This window comes from Peptoniphilus mikwangii, from assembly GCF_000468535.1.
GTDB classification, from domain to species: domain Bacteria; phylum Bacillota; class Clostridia; order Tissierellales; family Peptoniphilaceae; genus Anaerosphaera; species Anaerosphaera mikwangii.
Window position 1 is genome coordinate 60,731 of record NZ_AUQY01000002.1, and the last position, 16,422, is coordinate 77,152.

Sequence of the window (16,422 nt, forward strand, 5' to 3'; positions counted from 1 at the left end):
CTATATTAATATAGAAGGTTTTTTTACGTTCAATTCATAAAAAAATTTATATAAAAATATTGACATATAATTATCACCTGAATATAATACTTATATAAATATTTATATAAAAATATTTATATATTATACTTTTAGGAGGAAATTATGAATAACTTAGATAAAATTAAAAACATAGTAGCGGAAAATTTAGGATGTAGTGTTGAGGAATTAGATAAAAATACAAATCTTATTGAAGATTTAAAGGCGGATTCACTTGACATAGTTGAATTAACAATGGCAATTGAAGAAGAATTCGGTATTTCAATCAAAGATGAGGATATTGAAAAGATAAATACAATTGGAAATATCTTAGAGTATGTTGAAAAATGAGTGCAGATATTATTAAAATTTTAGAAAAATTTTCAGCTTTAAACATAGATTCAATGAAATATTCTAATAAAGAATTCAATTTAGAGCTTAAAAAAAGTAATAGTTGTGATTCAATAGAGAATTCAGAATACAGTAAAGAAAAATTAATTAATGAGTGTATAGAAAATAAAATCATTCAGGAAAATAGTGAAACAGAAAAAATTAAAGAGGATTATTTATATAAGCTAAAATCTCCCATTGTAGGAATTTTTTATTCTAAAGCATCGCCTGACAGTAAAGCGTTTGTAGATGTAGGTGCAGAGGTAAAAAAGGGAGATGTATTGTGTATCATTGAAGCGATGAAAATGTTCAACGAAATAAAATCTCCTATAGATGGAGTTATTAGGAAAATTAATTTTGAAGATGAACAGCTGATTGCATTTGATGATATTATTTTTGAGATAGAGGAAAAATGTTAAAAAAAATTTTAGTTGCAAATAGAGGAGAAATTGCCCTTAGAATAATAAGAGCGGCACAAGAATTGCAAATAAAAACTGTTGCAATTTATTCAGTTGAAGATAGAGAATCTCTTCATGTCAAATTTGCGGATGAAGCTGTTTGTATAGGTCCTGCAAGAAGTAAGGACAGTTATCTTAATATTGATAACATCATAATGGCTGCGAAGGCCACTAATTGTGACGGAGTTCATCCGGGATACGGCTTCTTATCGGAAAATCCTAATTTTGTTGCAAAACTTGAAGAAGAGGGATTGAAATTTATAGGTCCGTCATCTGAAGTTATAGAAATTATGGGAGATAAGATAAGAGCAAGAAAATTGATGTTGAAAAACGGAATAAGTGTAGTGCCCGGTTTTGATGGAGAGGTTGACGGAGTTTCAGATGCTATTGAGATTGCAAAGAAAATAGGATATCCAATTCTTATAAAAGCTGCCGGTGGTGGCGGTGGAAAGGGAATGAGGAAGGTATATAGCGAATCGGATATTAAAGTGGCTTTTGAGTCTGCTAAGTCTGAAAGCATAGCTGCATTTAATAACGGGTCAATGTATATAGAAAAGCTTATTGAAAATCCGAGGCATGTAGAAGTACAAATTCTTGCGGACAGCTTTGGTAATGTGGTTTCATTATTTGAAAGAAATTGTTCTATACAAAGAAAAAATCAAAAAATGATTGAAGAGGCACCATGTTTTGGAATTGATAATACTATAAGAGAAAAGTTATATAAAGAATCAATTAAGGCGGCAAAAGCATGTAATTATGAAAATGCAGGCACTATTGAATTTGTAATGGATGATGAAAATAATTTTTATTTCATTGAGATGAATACGAGAATACAAGTCGAGCATCCTGTTACAGAAATGATTACCGATATTGATATAGTAAAAGAACAGCTTAAAATTGCTTCGGAGATGAAACTGAATTTTAACCAAAGTGATATAAAAAGAAACGGGTATGCCATAGAATGTAGAGTTAACGCAGAAAGCCCTTTTAATAAATTTTTGTCTCAAAGTGGCGAAGTGAAATTTTTATATGGTCCGGGTGGAGTTAATACGAGATTTGATTCACATTTATACACAGGAGCGAAAATAAGTCCGTTTTATGATTCAATGATTGGAAAAATAATAGTTCACGATAAAACCAGAATTGGGGCTATAAGAAAAATGAGAAGGGCCATAGAAGAGACAATTGTAGTCGGTATTGATACAAATCTATATCTTTTATATGCAATACTTTATAATTTTGATTTTATAAAAGGTAAATACAACACTTCTTTTATTGAAAGAGAACTTGATGGTTTACTTAAGTTGATGGAGAATTATAGATAGTGGATTATTTTAAAAGAAAAAAAGATATTTTTAAAAAAATAAAAGAAATAAGAGATAAAAGACAAAATTCAGAGAAAAAAATTTTAGAAAAAAGTATAGTTTTTTCGCAGTGTAAAAACTGTGAATCTATGATTTTTGAAGATGAATTGACAAAAAATATGAGAGTCTGTCCAAATTGTGGATATCATTTAAAAATATCTTCAAAGGACAGACTTAAATATTTAATGGATAATTATGCATTTATTGAATTTAAAAAATATGAATCGGATCCGTTAGAATTTGAAGGTTATGAAGAAAAGAAGAAGATTATGAGAGACAAGACATCTTTAAGTGAAGCTGTAATAGTGGTAAAAGGGGCTATAAGCGGAAATAAGTGTTATGTATTTTTAATGGATTCTGATTTTTTTATGGGAAGTATGGGAGTCGAAGTAGGAGAGAGGATAGCTTATTGTTTTGAGCTTGCAGCAAGAGAACAACTGCCGGTAGTTGGTTTTTGTGCAAGTGGCGGGGCAAGAATGCAGGAGGGAATTTTTTCACTCATGCAAATGGCTAATACTACATTTGCACTTAGAAAACATTCTGAAATGGGAAATTTATATATTTCGGTTTTGACAGACCCGACTACCGGAGGAGTATCTGCAAGTTTTGCAAGTCTTGCAGATATAATAATAGCGGAGCCTGGAGCAAGAATATGTTTTACAGGCAGAAGAGTTATAGAGGAAACGATAAAACAAGAATTACCTAAAGATTTTCAAAGTGCGGAGTTTTTGATTGAACATGGATTTTTAGATGAGATAGTTGATAGGAGAGAACAAAAAAATTATATAGGAAAAATTTTGAGCTATCATAGGAGAAAAGATGAGGATAGAAGAGATTTTTAAAGAAATACTTGATGAAGAAAAACTATCTAAGTTTAAAAATAGTTATGAATTTAAGAAATATAAAGAATCTATTTTAAATGATGCAAAAGAATTTTTGACACCAAGTGATAGAGTTTTTTTATCAAGGTATAAAAACAGGCCTAAAGCAAAAGATTTTATAGAAAATATTATAGATGATCCTATTTATTTTAAGGGAGATAGATGTTTTAAAGAAGACAGTTCTATAATATGCGGAATTGGAAAGTTGTATGATGAGGTTGTAACATTTATAGGGATAAATAAGGGAAGAGATTTTGAAGAGAGCATAAAATGTAATTTTGGAATGGTAAATCCTGAGGGATATAGAAAAGCCGTAAGGATTATGAAACAGGCAGAAAAATTTAAAAGACCGATAATATGTTTTGTAGACACACCGGGAGCTTATCCCGGGGTTGGGGCGGAAGAAAGAGGCCAAGCAGAAGCTATAGCGAAGTCCATATACACAATGGCAGGGATAAATACAAATACAGTTTCTGTTATTACAGGTGAAGGAGCAAGTGGCGGAGCGATAGCACTTTGCGTTTGTGATCATTTAATTATGATGGAAAATGCCATATATTCAATACTTTCACCGGAAGGATTCGCATCTATATTGTGGAGAGATTCCGGTAAAGTTGATAAGGCTATAGAGATTATGAAACTTACTTCAAAAGATTTATATAAATTTAAAATATGTGATGAAGTTATTGAAGAGGACCTTGCGCCTACACAGGAAGATTTTTTTGAAAATTACAGCAGGCTTAAAAATTCAATTGTTGATGCGTTGAAAAAACTAAAAAATATTCCAAAAGATGAGTTATTAAAAAATAGAAGAGAAAAATATAGGAGTTTAGAATGGGGCTTAAAATAGTAGATGCAGTTAGCTATGTTCCTGATAGAACAGTAGATAATAGTTATTTTGAAAGTTATCTTGATACAACTAATGAGTGGATAGTTCAAAGAACCGGAATTGAAAAGAGACATTTTAGTGATTTACAGGTATCTGAAATGGTATTAAACGCATCAAAAAAATTGCAAATTTTTAATAGAGAAAGTATTAAATTGGTAATTTCCGCAACGGTTACTTCAGATTATGTAGTTCCGTCTTTATCCGCTTTAGTGCATAAAGAGCTCGATTTACTTGAAGAAGTATTATCTTTTGATATTAACATGGCTTGTACAGGATTTATAGGAGGACTTATAGTTGCGGAGAGTATGCTGAAAGTTGGGGAACAAGCCGTAATAATAGGTGCAGAGAAATTAAGTAATATAATAAATTTTGATGATAGAGCTACTGCCATGTTATTTGGAGATGGAGCCGCCGTTACAATTGTAGAAAAGACAAATGAGAAGTTTTCTAAAGTATCGGGTACAGTTCCAAGTTTTGATTTAAAGTTTATAAACGATGGAAAATCTAAAGTAACTATGGAGGGAAGAAATGTATATAAATTTGCAACATCAGTTATTCCATCCGGAATAGATAAGCTTTTAGGTATGAATAATATAAATGTATGTGATATAGAGCATTTTGTGTTACATCAAGCTAATTTAAGAATTATAGAGTCTATTGTAAAGAAGACGGGATATAAAGAAAAATTTTTTACTAATATTCAAAATATGGGAAATACTTCATCGGCAAGTATTGGACTTTGTTTGGCTGAAATGAAGAATAAAAATATATTAAAAAATGGAGATAGAGCCTTATTATTCGGATTTGGCGGAGGATTAACATATGCAGGGGTAATAGTGGAGTGTGGAATATGAAATTACAAGAAATGCTTAACATAAAGTATCCTCTAATTCAGGGAGGAATGGCACATATAGCAACAGGAAAATTTGCAGCAGCTGTAAGTAATTCAGGAGGACTTGGAGTTATAGGATCGGGAGGTTTTACTGCTAAGGAGCTTAGAGATGAAATAGAAACGTGTTTGAAACTTACAGATAAACCATTTGGGATAAATATATTGCTATTGCACAGAGAGATAGAAGAAATTTCTGATATAGTTTGTGAATATGGAATTAAAATTCTTACAACGGGAGCAGGTAATCCGGGAAAGTATATAGATAAATGGAAAGCTCATAATATAAAAATATTTCCGGTAATATCTTCTAAAGCACTTGCTATTAGAATGGAAAAGCTCGGAGTAGATGGAGTGATTGCAGAAGGACAAGAGGCAGGAGGACATATAGGTGAACTTGGGACTATAGTTTTGGTAAATGAGGTTGCAAATTCATTATCTATACCTGTGATTGCTGCAGGAGGAATTGCAAGTGGAAAACAACTTTTAGCGGTAGAAGTTTTAGGGGCGGTAGGAGCGCAAATAGGGACTTGTCTGTTACCTGCAATAGAATGTCCGATACATGATGACTATAAAGAAAAAATTATAAATGCAAAATCATCTCAAGTGACAGTAATTGGGAGAATAAATGGACTGCCGGTGAGACTTCTAAAAAATGAAATGACAAGAAAATATATAGAATGCGAAAAAAACGGAGCTGAACTACAAGAGCTTGAACAAATGACTTTAGGAGCATTAAGACGTGCTGTCAAAGATGGAGATATGATAAATGGTTCTATAATGTGCGGACAAGTAGTCGGAGAAGTAAATTTAAGGAGAAAATTAGTAGACATCTTAGATGGAATCTACAGTGAATACTTAAATGCCAAGGAGAAATTATGTGCGAAATAAAATTAAGTGAAAAACATAAATTTGATAATGAGAACATAAGAGGAAGGAAAATAGGATATATATATGCAGGACAAGGAAGTCAGGTTCCGCATATGGGATTAGATTTTTATAATAGCAGTATTTCAGCAAAAAAGTTTTATGATAGTGTAGATAAAAGTTTAGATTTAAAAAGATTGTCATTTGAAGCTGATGAAGATGAACTTGTAAAAACTGAAAACACACAAGTTGTATTAATAGGTTTTCAAGTAATGCTTACAAAATTATTTAATGAAAATAATATAGTTCCCAATGCTGTTTGTGGACTTAGTATTGGAGAATACGGAGCATTGTATTGCTCGGGAGTTCTAAATGAAGAAGATGTTTTAAAAATATCCAAGTTTAGAGGAACGGAAATGAGTAAATGTTCTGAGGGAATCAATACAGAAATGTATGCGATAATTAATTCATCTGAGCAATATATAAATGCAGTATTAGAAATATATAACAGTACCGAAAAATTTGTTCAAATATCTAATATAAATTCTAAAGAGCAGATAGTAATTTCAGGAGATAAAGATGTATTAGAAAAAGTTAAATTACATTTAAAAAAAGACGGTGTCAGGTATATTAAACTAAAAGTTTCGGGAGCATTTCATACAGCATATATGTATAGGGCGGCTGAAAGTCTTGAAGAGTATTTTAAGACGATTGAATTTAGTGAACCTAAAATACCTGTCTATTATAATGTAACAGGAAGTAAGGAAGACGAAGGTAATATAAAGAATCTAATGGTAAAACAAGTTAAGTCTACTGTCAGGTTTGAAGATGATATAAAAAATATGATTGAGGATGGTATAGACTTATTTATTGAAATAGGATTTAACAATGTCATAAAAAAAATTGTAAGAAAAATAAATAGCAATGTACAAGTAATTTCTGTTTCAAGTTACGAAGATTTTAAAGATTTGGTGGAGAAATTTTATGAAAAATAGAACAGCTTTGATAACAGGAGCTACAAGAGGTATAGGAAAGAGAATAGCTATTGAATTTGCCGATAGAGGTTATAATTTAATAATAAATTATAGAGATAAAGAAAGCTTTGAATTACTTGAAAAAGAAATCTCAGATAATTGCCAACTTTTAGGGGTTAGAGGAGATGTTTCAAATTTTGAGGATGTAAGTAAAATTTTTGATGAAGGAATTAAAAGATTTGGAACAATTGATGTGCTTGTAAATAATGCCGGAATTACTTCAGATAATCTTGCAATTAGAATGAGTAATGAAGAATTTGATAAAGTAATAGATGTTAATTTGAAAGGTTGTTTTTATTTTATGAAATTGGCTGCAAAACATATGCTTAAGAATAGAAACGGCAGAATTATATCCATATCTTCAGTTGTAGGATTACATGGAAATGCCGGACAAATAAATTATGCTGCAAGTAAAGCCGGCTTAATAGGAATGACAAAAACTTTGGCATTAGAGCTTGCAAGTAGAAATATAACCGTAAATGCAGTAGCGCCGGGATTTATTGAAACTGAAATGACAGATAAATTAAGTGACAATTCAAGAAAATTAATACTTGATAAAGTTCCTCTTAACAGAATAGGAACTACTGAAGATGTTGCAAAAGCTGTAATATTTTTAGCATCAGATGATGCGAGATATATTACCGGACAAGTACTATCTGTTGATGGAGGTATGAATATATGAGACGTCGCGTAGCAGTAACGGGAATAGGATTTATTTCTCCGATAGGCAATGATGAAAAGACATTAACTGAAAATTTACGAAAAGGTAAGTGTGCAGTAGATCGCATAACATTATGCAACACAGAGAATTTAGATGTAAAAATTGCATGTGAATGTAAAGATTTTAATTCTGAAGATCATTTCAGCAAAAAAGATTTAAAAAGAATGGACAGAGTTAATATCTTGGGAATAGTTGCAGCAAGAAAAGCCGTAGAAGATAGCGGGATAAAGCTTGACGATTGTGATATAGATAGAGTTTCCATTATGGTAGCATCCGGAGTGGGAGGACTTTCAACAATTGAAAGAGAGTCTTTTAAGGCATTTGAAAAAGGATATTCAAGAGTAAGTCCGTTTTTTATTCCGATGATAATCGCAAATATGACAAGTGCACAAATAGCAATTGACTTGAATGTACATGGATATGTATCATGTCCCGTGACAGCTTGTGCATCTTCAAGTACAGCTATATTAGACGCATATAGAAGCATTAAAGACGGCTATAATGATGTTGTTATTGCAGGAGGAAGTGAAGCAAGTATTAACGGACTTGGAATAGGGGGCTTTAATTCTATGAAAGCACTGTATGCAGGTGAAGATATAAATAGAGCCAGCATACCGTTTGATAGATGCAGAAGCGGATTTGTCATGGGAGAAGGTGCTGCAATTTTAGTGTTGGAAGAATTAAAAAGCGCAAAAAAAAGAGGAGCAAAGATTTATGGAGAAATTGTAGGTTCATCAATGACATGTGATGCAGGTCATATAACTTCTCCGAATGAAAATGGAAAATTTGCAGCTCTTGCAATGAAAAATACGGTATTGGAAAATGGAAATAAATTGGAAGATGTAGATTATATAAATGCACACGGAACTTCCACACCGTTAAATGATAAGTATGAAACAAAGGCGATTAAACGAGTTTTTGGCGATAATGCTTATTCTTTGAATGTATCAAGTACGAAATCTATGACAGGTCATTTACTTGGAGCAAGCGGCTCACTTGAGGCAATTATTACTCTTATTGCAATAAAAAATTCATTCATACCTCCAACGATAAATTTTTTAGAGCCGGATCCTGAATGTGACCTTAATATAACACCGAATATAGCAGTTAATAAAAAAATAAAACTTGCAATTTCAAATTCACTTGGATTTGGAGGACATAATGTGTCAATTGCATTTAAAGGATGTGAATAGATGTATAATTCAAATGAAATATCAAAAATATTACCACATAAATTTCCATTTCTATTGATAGACAGAATAATAGAAATGGAAGAAGGAAAATATGCTAAAGGAATAAAAAACATAACAGTGACTGATCCTGTATTTCAAGGACATTTTCCGGATGAACATGTATATCCGGGAGTGTTAATAGTAGAGGCAATGGCACAAGTTGGTGCTTTTGCAATACTTTCAGAAGAAAAGAATATTGGGAAAAAAGCATATTTTACAAAAATAAAGGAAGTCAAATTTTTAAAGACTGTAGTCCCGGGAGATACATTAGAAATCACAACTACTCTCATCAGCAGAAGATTAAATGTCGGATTTGCAAATTGTATTGCATGCGTAAACGGTGAGGTGGTATGTAGAGGAGAAATAGCCTTTGCACTGAGTTTATAATATTGTACTTATTTTAGTTATCTGTTATTATTTATTTGAGGTGAATTTTGTGTTCGAGCATGTTTTTAAAGAGTTATATGACAAATTTAAATTGAATTTTTACAGAAATATTTTTGGCGGTTTTGCGGAAAGAGAATCATCTCTTACAGCTACGGAAACTTTTTGTACAGAAGTAATTTATGCATTGGATAAACCTACCATAAATGAAATGGGTAAATTTTTAAACATCTCTCAACCTAACATAACTTATAAGGTAAATAATCTTGTAAAAAAAGGTTATGTAAAAAAAATACAGTCTGAAAATGATAAAAGAGAAGTGTTTTTAGAAGTTACAGATAAGTTTTATAACTATTATAATGTAAAAAATGAATATATGAATCTTGTTTTAAAGAGAGCGAGAAATAGGTTTTCCGAAGAGGATTTAGAAAAATTTGAATATATGTTAAGTGTAATATCAGAAGATTTAATGCCTGAAATAACCGAAGGAATGATAAGATTAAAAACTTGATATAGGTGTTAAATAAATTTATTTTGCTGTAAAACAGTAGCTATTAAATTGAGAATTAATATGTTATAATAGTAAAGTAAAAACGATTTCAAAAACATTATATATAGGAGGATTACATTATGAAAGTTTATAAGACAGAGCAGGTGAGAAACTTGGCCTTAGTTGGTCATAGCGGAAGTGGAAAGACAAATCTTACTGAAGCTATGCTATTTCAAAGTGGAGCAACTAAAAAAATAGGTCATGTATCGGAAAAAAATACTATAAGCGACTTTTCAAAAGAAGAAATGGAAAGGGGAACTTCCATAGGAACAAGTATTATACCTGTAGAATGGAGAAACTATAAGGTTAATATTATAGATACTCCGGGATATCTTGATTTTATAGGAGAAGCTTATGGCGCTCTTCGTGCTTCTGAAGCAGTTTTAATGGTCATAGATGCAACTGCAGGCGTTGAAGTCGGAACAGAAAGAATGTGGAAGTACACTGAAAAAATTGGTCTTCCAAGAATTATATTTGTAAATAAAATTGACGGAGAAAATGTAAACTTTAGAAAGCTTATGGAAGAACTTGAAAATTCATTTGGTAAAAAAGTAATTCCATTTTCAGTTCCTATAGGTGAAGGAGAAAGCTTTGTAGGGGTTACAGATGTAATATATCAAAAGGGCTTTAAGTATAAGAATGGAGCACCTGAAGAAACAGAACTTACTCACGATCAAGTTAAGGCAACAGAGAGAATGTATGAAGAAATTGCAGAGGTAGTTGCAGGTTCTGATGAAGTTTTAATGGAAAAATATTTTTCAGGAGAAAAATTTACTCGTGAAGATTTACTTAGAGGAGTTACATCAGCTTTATTATCAGGAGATGCGGTTCCGCTACTTGTAGGATCAGGAGAAAAGGGAATAGGAATAGACATATTACTTAATACAATTGTAAACTATATGCCGGCTCCGGATGATGAAAGAGCACATCTTGGATTTAGATATGATGAAGGCGAAGAAAGAACTGTAGATGCAAAAGAACCTTTTGCGGCAGTAGTATTTAAGACAATAACTGACCCGTTTGTAGGAAAAATTTCCATATTTAAAGTTATTTCAGGAAAGCTTACAAAAGATACTCCGATTTATAATATGAACAAAGAAGAAACTGAAAAATTAGGCGGACTTTTTGTAATAAGAGGTAAGACTCAATTTGAAGTTACGGAAATAGAAGCAGGAGATATAGGTGCTACAACAAAACTTGGGGCAACAGAAACAGGAGATACTTTATGTGATAAAGCACATGGAGTAAAATTTAAAAAACTTCAATATCCGGCTCCTGTATTGTATTATGCAATTGAACCTAAAACAAAGGGCGATGAAGAAAAATTAGGTACTTCTTTAAAAAGACTCAGAGAAGAAGATCCAAGTTTTACAATAGAAAGAAATACCGAGACGAAGCAACTTACAATAGGTGGACAAGGTAAAGTACAACTTGATGTAATCCTTGAAAAGCTTAAGAATATGTTTGGGGTGGAAGTTAATATAATTCCGTTTATAATTCCTTATAGAGAAACTATTAAAGGTATTGCATCTGTTCAAGGCAAGCATAAAAAGCAATCCGGAGGAGCAGGACAATATGGTGATGTATGGGTAAGATTTGAACCTTGTGAAGAAGATTTTGTATTTGATGAAGAAGTATTTGGAGGTTCAGTTCCTAAAAATTACTTCCCTGCAGTAGAAAAGGGAATAATAGAATCAAAAGAACACGGTGTGTTGGCGGGATATCCTGTGACAAACTTTAAAGCAGTTTTATATGATGGTTCGTACCATGATGTAGACTCAAATGAAATGTCATTTAAGATTGCGGCATCACTTGCATTCAAAAAGGGAATGGAAGAAGCTAAACCTACACTTCTTGAGCCTATAATGAAAGTTGAAGTATCAATCCCAGATTCATATCTTGGAGATGTAATGGGAGATATGAATAAGCGTCGTGGTAGAATACTTGGAATGGATCAACAAAATGACGGAACTCAATTATTAATTGCTGAAGCTCCTCAAGCTGAAATGTTTGAGTATTCAATAGATTTAAGAGCTATGACTCAAGGTAGAGGAACATTTGCTATGGAATTTGTAAGATATGAAGAAGTTCCTGCAAATATTGCTCAAAAGATAGTTGAGGAAGCTAAGAACAAATAAAAATAAAATAATAAATGTTTTAATTAACAAGTAAAAAATTAAAGGCTTGAATATTCAAGCCTTTAATTTTTTAGATTTTCAGTTCTATAATTTGAATTTGTAGATTTTGAAGATTTTTTCTTTTTAGTAGATTTTGACTTTTTACCATTGTTGTCACTATTGGTATTATTGTCATTATCTTCATCTTCATCTTCTTCATACCAAAATAATTTATTTGTATAATGGGGTTTTGTATTTTCTACAAAATATTCTGATCTATCCGCTCCCGGGACATATTTTCTTATTACACTATCCGGTTGAACAAATTCTTTATTTTCCAAATCGGCATGTATCGGTTTCATAATCCCTCTCCAAAGAGCAGCAGCTACATTAGATGAAAAACGTAAACTTTCATGTCTGTCGTTTCCGATGAATACACTACATAAATAGTATGGAGTGTATCCGACAAACCAAACTTCTTTTTGTTGATTAGTAGTACCTGTTTTTCCGGCTATATGCATTCTTGAAAAGTTTGCACTGGTACCTGTACCGGATTTTACTACATCTTCTAAGATATTTGTAATTATAAAGGCATTTCCTTCGGATAAAACCTGTTCACCTTCATGCTTATTTTCATAAATAATTTCGCCGTTTGTAGATAAAATTTTATCTACGAATGTCGGCTTTTGATATACACCTTCATTTGCAAGAGTGGAGTATGCTCCTGCCATTTCAAGAGGAGATATTCCGTGAGTCATACCTCCGAGTGCAAGTGCAGAAAAGTTTGCATCATCAGGCATAACGGGTGCATCTTTATTTTCATCAGGAAGATTTTCATCTGTAGTTTTTGTATTTCCAAAATTTTTAGGCCATACTAAACTTGTTACTCCAATACTCTCTAAATTTTCTTTAATTAATTCTACGGCTTTCGGTTCATTGACAGCCTTTGAATAAACAGAATTTTTATTTGCATTGGATTCATAATCACATCCGATATCTCTTGCTACCAAGTATGCGCCGACATTTGATGAACGTTTCAAAAGTGTTCTTATAGTAGTCCAACCAATATAAGAATTTCCGTTATTTCTTGGACGCCATCCCTTAAACTGACTACTCGGCAATGTTTCGTCAAGATATACATCTCCTGCAGTAGCACCATATTTAAATGCTGTCATATAAACGGAAATAGGTTTTATACTTGAACCCGGCGATCTTGGTGTAGTAGCTCTGTTTAAATTTGAACCGCCTGAAATATTTCTTCCGCCTATCAGAGCTTTAACCTGTCCTGTATGCGGGTCAGTTAAAACTGCAGCAACCTGTGGTTGAGGTATTCCGTTATCATCAATCCAGGCATTAGGGAAATATGAATTATTGGAAACTGTTTCTTCCATACTTTTTTGCAAATCTAAGTTCATAGAACTATATATTTTAAGTCCACCTGCATATAATTTTTTATTTGCATCTTCTTCTGAATATCCAAGAGATTTTAAAATTGAAACTGTTTCTTTTTTCACTTCGTCTACATAGAATGAAGAGACACCTTTTTCTTCTCTGTTACCGATGTCAATATTTATAGGAGCATTTATAGCTTCATCATGTTGCGCTTGATCAATATAACCTTGTTTTAACATAAGTTTTAAAATAAGCTCCTGACGTTCTTTTGATACAGGATTAAATATTGCTTTCATCGGTCGCATAATACTTCTTTCAATTTGATTCAAATCAAAGCTGTCTATTTTACCAAGTTCGGCTAATCTTTTTCCTATTTGAATTGTTTCTTCAGAATTTATCGTATCTTTTGGTGTGGGAATTAATACTATTTCTAAATTTTCTAAATCATCTTCAAGTGTTACATCAATTCTATTATACGGCGAATATTTTTCCGGTCTGTTTGTAATTCCCGCAACAAGAGCACATTCTGCAAGATTGAGTTCTGATACATCTTTGTTAAAAAAAGTTTTTGCGGCAGCTTGAACTCCGACTGTACCTTTTGAGAATCCTGCAGAGTTTAAATAAGCTTCTAATATCTGATCTTTAGTAAGTACGCTTTCAAGTTCATAAGCATAGAATATATCAGTTAATTTTCTTTCAAAACTCTTTTGATAATCAGTGTATAGGTTTTTGGCAAGCTGCATTGTGATTGTAGAACCGCCCTGAACAATTTTGTGTGCTTTTAGATTTGCTACAGTTGCACCGATAACTCTCTTAAAGTCAACTGCACCATGACTATAAAACCTTTCATCTTCAATAGCAAGTACCGCTTTTTGTAAGTTAATCGGAATTTTGTCTATATTTACATATTCTGAAAATTCATTTAATACTAATGTCTGTATTAACTGTTCTTTATCATCATATACTCTTGAGGTTTCATTAATTACTGTTCTATAATTTTCAGGATCAATTTTTGGAGCCCTTTTAATTACAGAAAGGACATAACTTCCGGTAAATGTAGCGGCAGTAACTAATGCCATCAAAATTAAAATAAAAAGTATTTTAACGAAACTTGAAAATCCGGAGGACTTTCTTTTTCGTTTTTGTGTCTTTTTCATCAAGTAACCTCCTTAATTAAATTTAATTATAACAGATTTTACGGAAAATTACATATTTATAAAAATTAATAATAAAAATTTATTAAAATTGATATAATGTCTATTGAGGTGATAATATGCCAAATGTAAGCGAGTTGTTTTCAAAACTTAAAAATGAAGAAATAAAGTACTTTTTGGATAAAAGTAAAGCTGTCATAGAAAAATTGAATAAAGGAGATGAAATTTTCAGGCAAGAGCAAGAAGTAAAATATTTGTTTATATTAAAAAAAGGTTCAGTCGTTGTAGAAAATATTGATGTGAACGGTAGACGCTCAATAGTAAATATTTTTAACAAAGAAGGCACTGTTTTTGGTGAGGTATATTTATACATTGACAAAAATAGCTATGACTATAATTGTTTTGCCAATGAAAGCACTGAGATAATAAAAATACCCAGAGAAGCTTTTTTCTTATCTGAAAATTCAGACGATATAAGTAAAAAAATTTTAAATAATATGCTTATTATACTTTCAAATAAAGCATATTATCTGAATCAAAAACTTTTAATATTTAATTCAATTTCACTTAGACAGAAAATTTCAAAATACCTTCTGCAAAATTCAAATAAGGATAAATTTTTTAAAATGGTACTTAAAAGAGAAGAATTGGCACATTTTTTGGGAGCAACAAGACCATCTATATCAAGAGAGCTTATGAATATGCAAAAAGATGGATTAATTGAAATAGATAGAGATATTATAAAATTTGATAGAAAAGAACTTGAAAAATTTTTATGATAAATGTAGAGGAATAGGTTTTTTAGTTTTATTGGATAATATTATAAAAATATTTGAAAATGTTTGACCGGTATTGTATAATTTGAGTATAAAAAGAAATAGGAGGATATTTATGAAGAAAAGAAATTCATTAATTGCACTTATTTTAGTATTTGCACTTGCACTTGTCGGATGTGGACAAAAAAGCAACGCACCTGCTAACAATAAGGCAGAAAACAACAAGGCTGAAGAAACTTCAGAAGCTAAAAGTGACATTGTAGTAGGATTTGTAACAGACGAAGGCGGAATCAACGACCAATCATTTAACCAAGGAGTTTGGGAAGGTGTTGAAAAAGCAAAAGAAGATTTTGGAATCGCTAGTAAGTTTAAAGAATCAAAAGATTCAAATGAATATATGCCTAACTTTGAAACTTTACTTGATGAAGGTGCAAACCTAATCGTTGGTGCAGGTTTTAAAATGGGAGATGTTGTTATTGAAACAGCAAAGAACAATCCTGATGTAAAATTTGCAATTGTTGATGTGGATCCAACTGTAGGATATGATAAAGACGGTAACATGGTAGAAGTTGAAGCTCCTGCAAATTTATTAGGAATTATGTTCAAGGCGCAAGAACCATCTTTCTTAGTTGGATATATTGCAGGACATACTACTGAATCTAATGTCGTAGGTTTCGTTGGCGGACAAGAATCTGTTTTAATCGGTGCTTTTGAATACGGTTTTACAGCAGGTGTTAAATATGCAGCTAATGAACTTGGAAAAGAAATTGAAGTTAAGAGCCAATATGCAGGAAACTTTACAGATGCTCAAAAAGGTAAGGCAATAGCTAACCAAATGTTTGAACAAGGTGCAGATGTAATATTCCATGCAGCAGGCGGAGTAGGCGATGGAGTTATTAAATCAGCTGAAGAACACGGAAAATGGGCTATCGGTGTAGATAGAGACCAATTAGAAGTTGCTCCTAATAATGTATTAACATCAGCTATGAAAAATGCTAATGTAGCAGTTTATAATGTTATTAAAGAATTAGTTGAAGAAGGAAAATTTGAAGGTGGAAGAACTATAGAATTAGGTCTTAAAGATGCAGGTGCTGTAGGTATTGCTCCAACTTCAGATAAACATGTAGCTAAAGAAGTTCTTGACAAAGTTGAAGAAATTAAGAACAAGATTGTAGCAGAAGAAATTGTAGTTCCACATGATGCTGAAACTTACGATGCTTTTGTTAAAGCACTATAATTATTGATTAAAAGAGCTTACAAGTTACTCTTGTAGGCTCTTTTTTTGTATGTATTTATCCTAAAATTT

General features: G+C 31.8%; 16 protein-coding genes. 15 read left to right on the plus strand and 1 reads right to left on the minus strand.

Annotated features, from left to right (window positions below; genetic code table 11):
* The first annotated feature begins 144 nt into the window (after positions 1-144).
* The 13 genes from acpP to fusA all read left to right on the plus strand — a co-directional run bounded on the left by acpP (position 145) and on the right by fusA (position 11,815).
* Positions 145-369, plus strand: a complete 225-nt coding sequence (gene acpP, locus M915_RS00660) for an acyl carrier protein (protein ID WP_036728408.1) — start codon at positions 145-147, stop codon at positions 367-369.
* A complete protein-coding gene (locus M915_RS00665; RefSeq protein ID WP_036728409.1) occupies positions 366-827 on the plus strand; it encodes an acetyl-CoA carboxylase biotin carboxyl carrier protein in 462 nt (153 codons plus the stop codon). Before acpP ends, M915_RS00665 begins: the two co-directional genes overlap by 4 nt.
* The gene (locus M915_RS00670; RefSeq protein ID WP_036728411.1) at positions 821-2,191 is read left to right on the plus strand and encodes an acetyl-CoA carboxylase biotin carboxylase subunit; all 1,371 of its coding nucleotides are present in this window, start codon (positions 821-823) and stop codon (positions 2,189-2,191) included. Before M915_RS00665 ends, M915_RS00670 begins: the two co-directional genes overlap by 7 nt.
* Positions 2,191-3,072 (plus strand): acetyl-CoA carboxylase carboxyltransferase subunit beta, encoded by an 882-nt coding sequence (locus M915_RS00675; RefSeq protein WP_036728413.1) that lies wholly within the window; start codon positions 2,191-2,193, stop codon positions 3,070-3,072. Before M915_RS00670 ends, M915_RS00675 begins: the two co-directional genes overlap by 1 nt.
* Positions 3,050-3,961 (plus strand): carboxyltransferase subunit alpha, encoded by a 912-nt coding sequence (accA, locus tag M915_RS00680; RefSeq protein ID WP_081689715.1) that lies wholly within the window; start codon positions 3,050-3,052, stop codon positions 3,959-3,961. Before M915_RS00675 ends, accA begins: the two co-directional genes overlap by 23 nt.
* Positions 3,946-4,854, plus strand: coding sequence for a ketoacyl-ACP synthase III (locus M915_RS00685; protein ID WP_036728416.1), 909 nt, complete (start codon positions 3,946-3,948; stop codon positions 4,852-4,854). Before accA ends, M915_RS00685 begins: the two co-directional genes overlap by 16 nt.
* Positions 4,851-5,780 carry a nitronate monooxygenase gene (locus M915_RS00690; protein WP_036728418.1) on the plus strand — a complete coding sequence of 310 codons (930 nt, stop codon included), beginning with the start codon at positions 4,851-4,853 and terminating at the stop codon, positions 5,778-5,780. Before M915_RS00685 ends, M915_RS00690 begins: the two co-directional genes overlap by 4 nt.
* Entirely contained in the window at positions 5,768-6,751 is a 984-nt protein-coding gene (locus M915_RS00695) for an ACP S-malonyltransferase (protein ID WP_051259762.1), read from the plus strand. Before M915_RS00690 ends, M915_RS00695 begins: the two co-directional genes overlap by 13 nt.
* Positions 6,741-7,472, plus strand: a complete 732-nt coding sequence (fabG, locus tag M915_RS00700; RefSeq protein WP_036728421.1) for a 3-oxoacyl-[acyl-carrier-protein] reductase — start codon at positions 6,741-6,743, stop codon at positions 7,470-7,472. Before M915_RS00695 ends, fabG begins: the two co-directional genes overlap by 11 nt.
* Positions 7,469-8,704: a beta-ketoacyl-ACP synthase II gene (fabF, locus tag M915_RS00705; RefSeq protein WP_036728423.1), complete on the plus strand. Its 1,236-nt coding sequence runs from the start codon at positions 7,469-7,471 to the stop codon at positions 8,702-8,704. Before fabG ends, fabF begins: the two co-directional genes overlap by 4 nt.
* On the plus strand, positions 8,705-9,130 hold the full coding sequence (fabZ, locus tag M915_RS00710; protein WP_009222405.1) for a 3-hydroxyacyl-ACP dehydratase FabZ: 426 nt from the start codon (positions 8,705-8,707) through the stop codon (positions 9,128-9,130).
* 49 nt (positions 9,131-9,179) lie between these two features.
* Complete coding sequence (locus M915_RS00715) at positions 9,180-9,638, plus strand: MarR family transcriptional regulator (protein ID WP_009222404.1); 459 nt, start codon at positions 9,180-9,182, stop codon at positions 9,636-9,638.
* A 119-nt stretch (positions 9,639-9,757) separates the two neighbouring features.
* Positions 9,758-11,815, plus strand: coding sequence for an elongation factor G (gene fusA / locus M915_RS00720; RefSeq protein WP_036728426.1), 2,058 nt, complete (start codon positions 9,758-9,760; stop codon positions 11,813-11,815).
* A gap of 62 nt (positions 11,816-11,877) precedes the next feature.
* Here the strand turns inward: fusA and M915_RS00725 are convergent, their stop codons facing one another.
* Positions 11,878-14,343, minus strand: coding sequence for a transglycosylase domain-containing protein (locus M915_RS00725; RefSeq protein ID WP_036728429.1), 2,466 nt, complete (start codon positions 14,341-14,343; stop codon positions 11,878-11,880).
* A 116-nt stretch (positions 14,344-14,459) separates the two neighbouring features.
* Between M915_RS00725 and M915_RS00730 the strand changes: the two genes are divergently transcribed.
* The gene (locus M915_RS00730; protein ID WP_036728432.1) at positions 14,460-15,119 is read left to right on the plus strand and encodes a Crp/Fnr family transcriptional regulator; all 660 of its coding nucleotides are present in this window, start codon (positions 14,460-14,462) and stop codon (positions 15,117-15,119) included.
* 112 nt (positions 15,120-15,231) lie between these two features.
* Positions 15,232-16,353, plus strand: a complete 1,122-nt coding sequence (locus tag M915_RS00735; RefSeq protein WP_036728434.1) for a BMP family lipoprotein — start codon at positions 15,232-15,234, stop codon at positions 16,351-16,353.
* Positions 16,354-16,422: the final 69 nt, after the last annotated feature.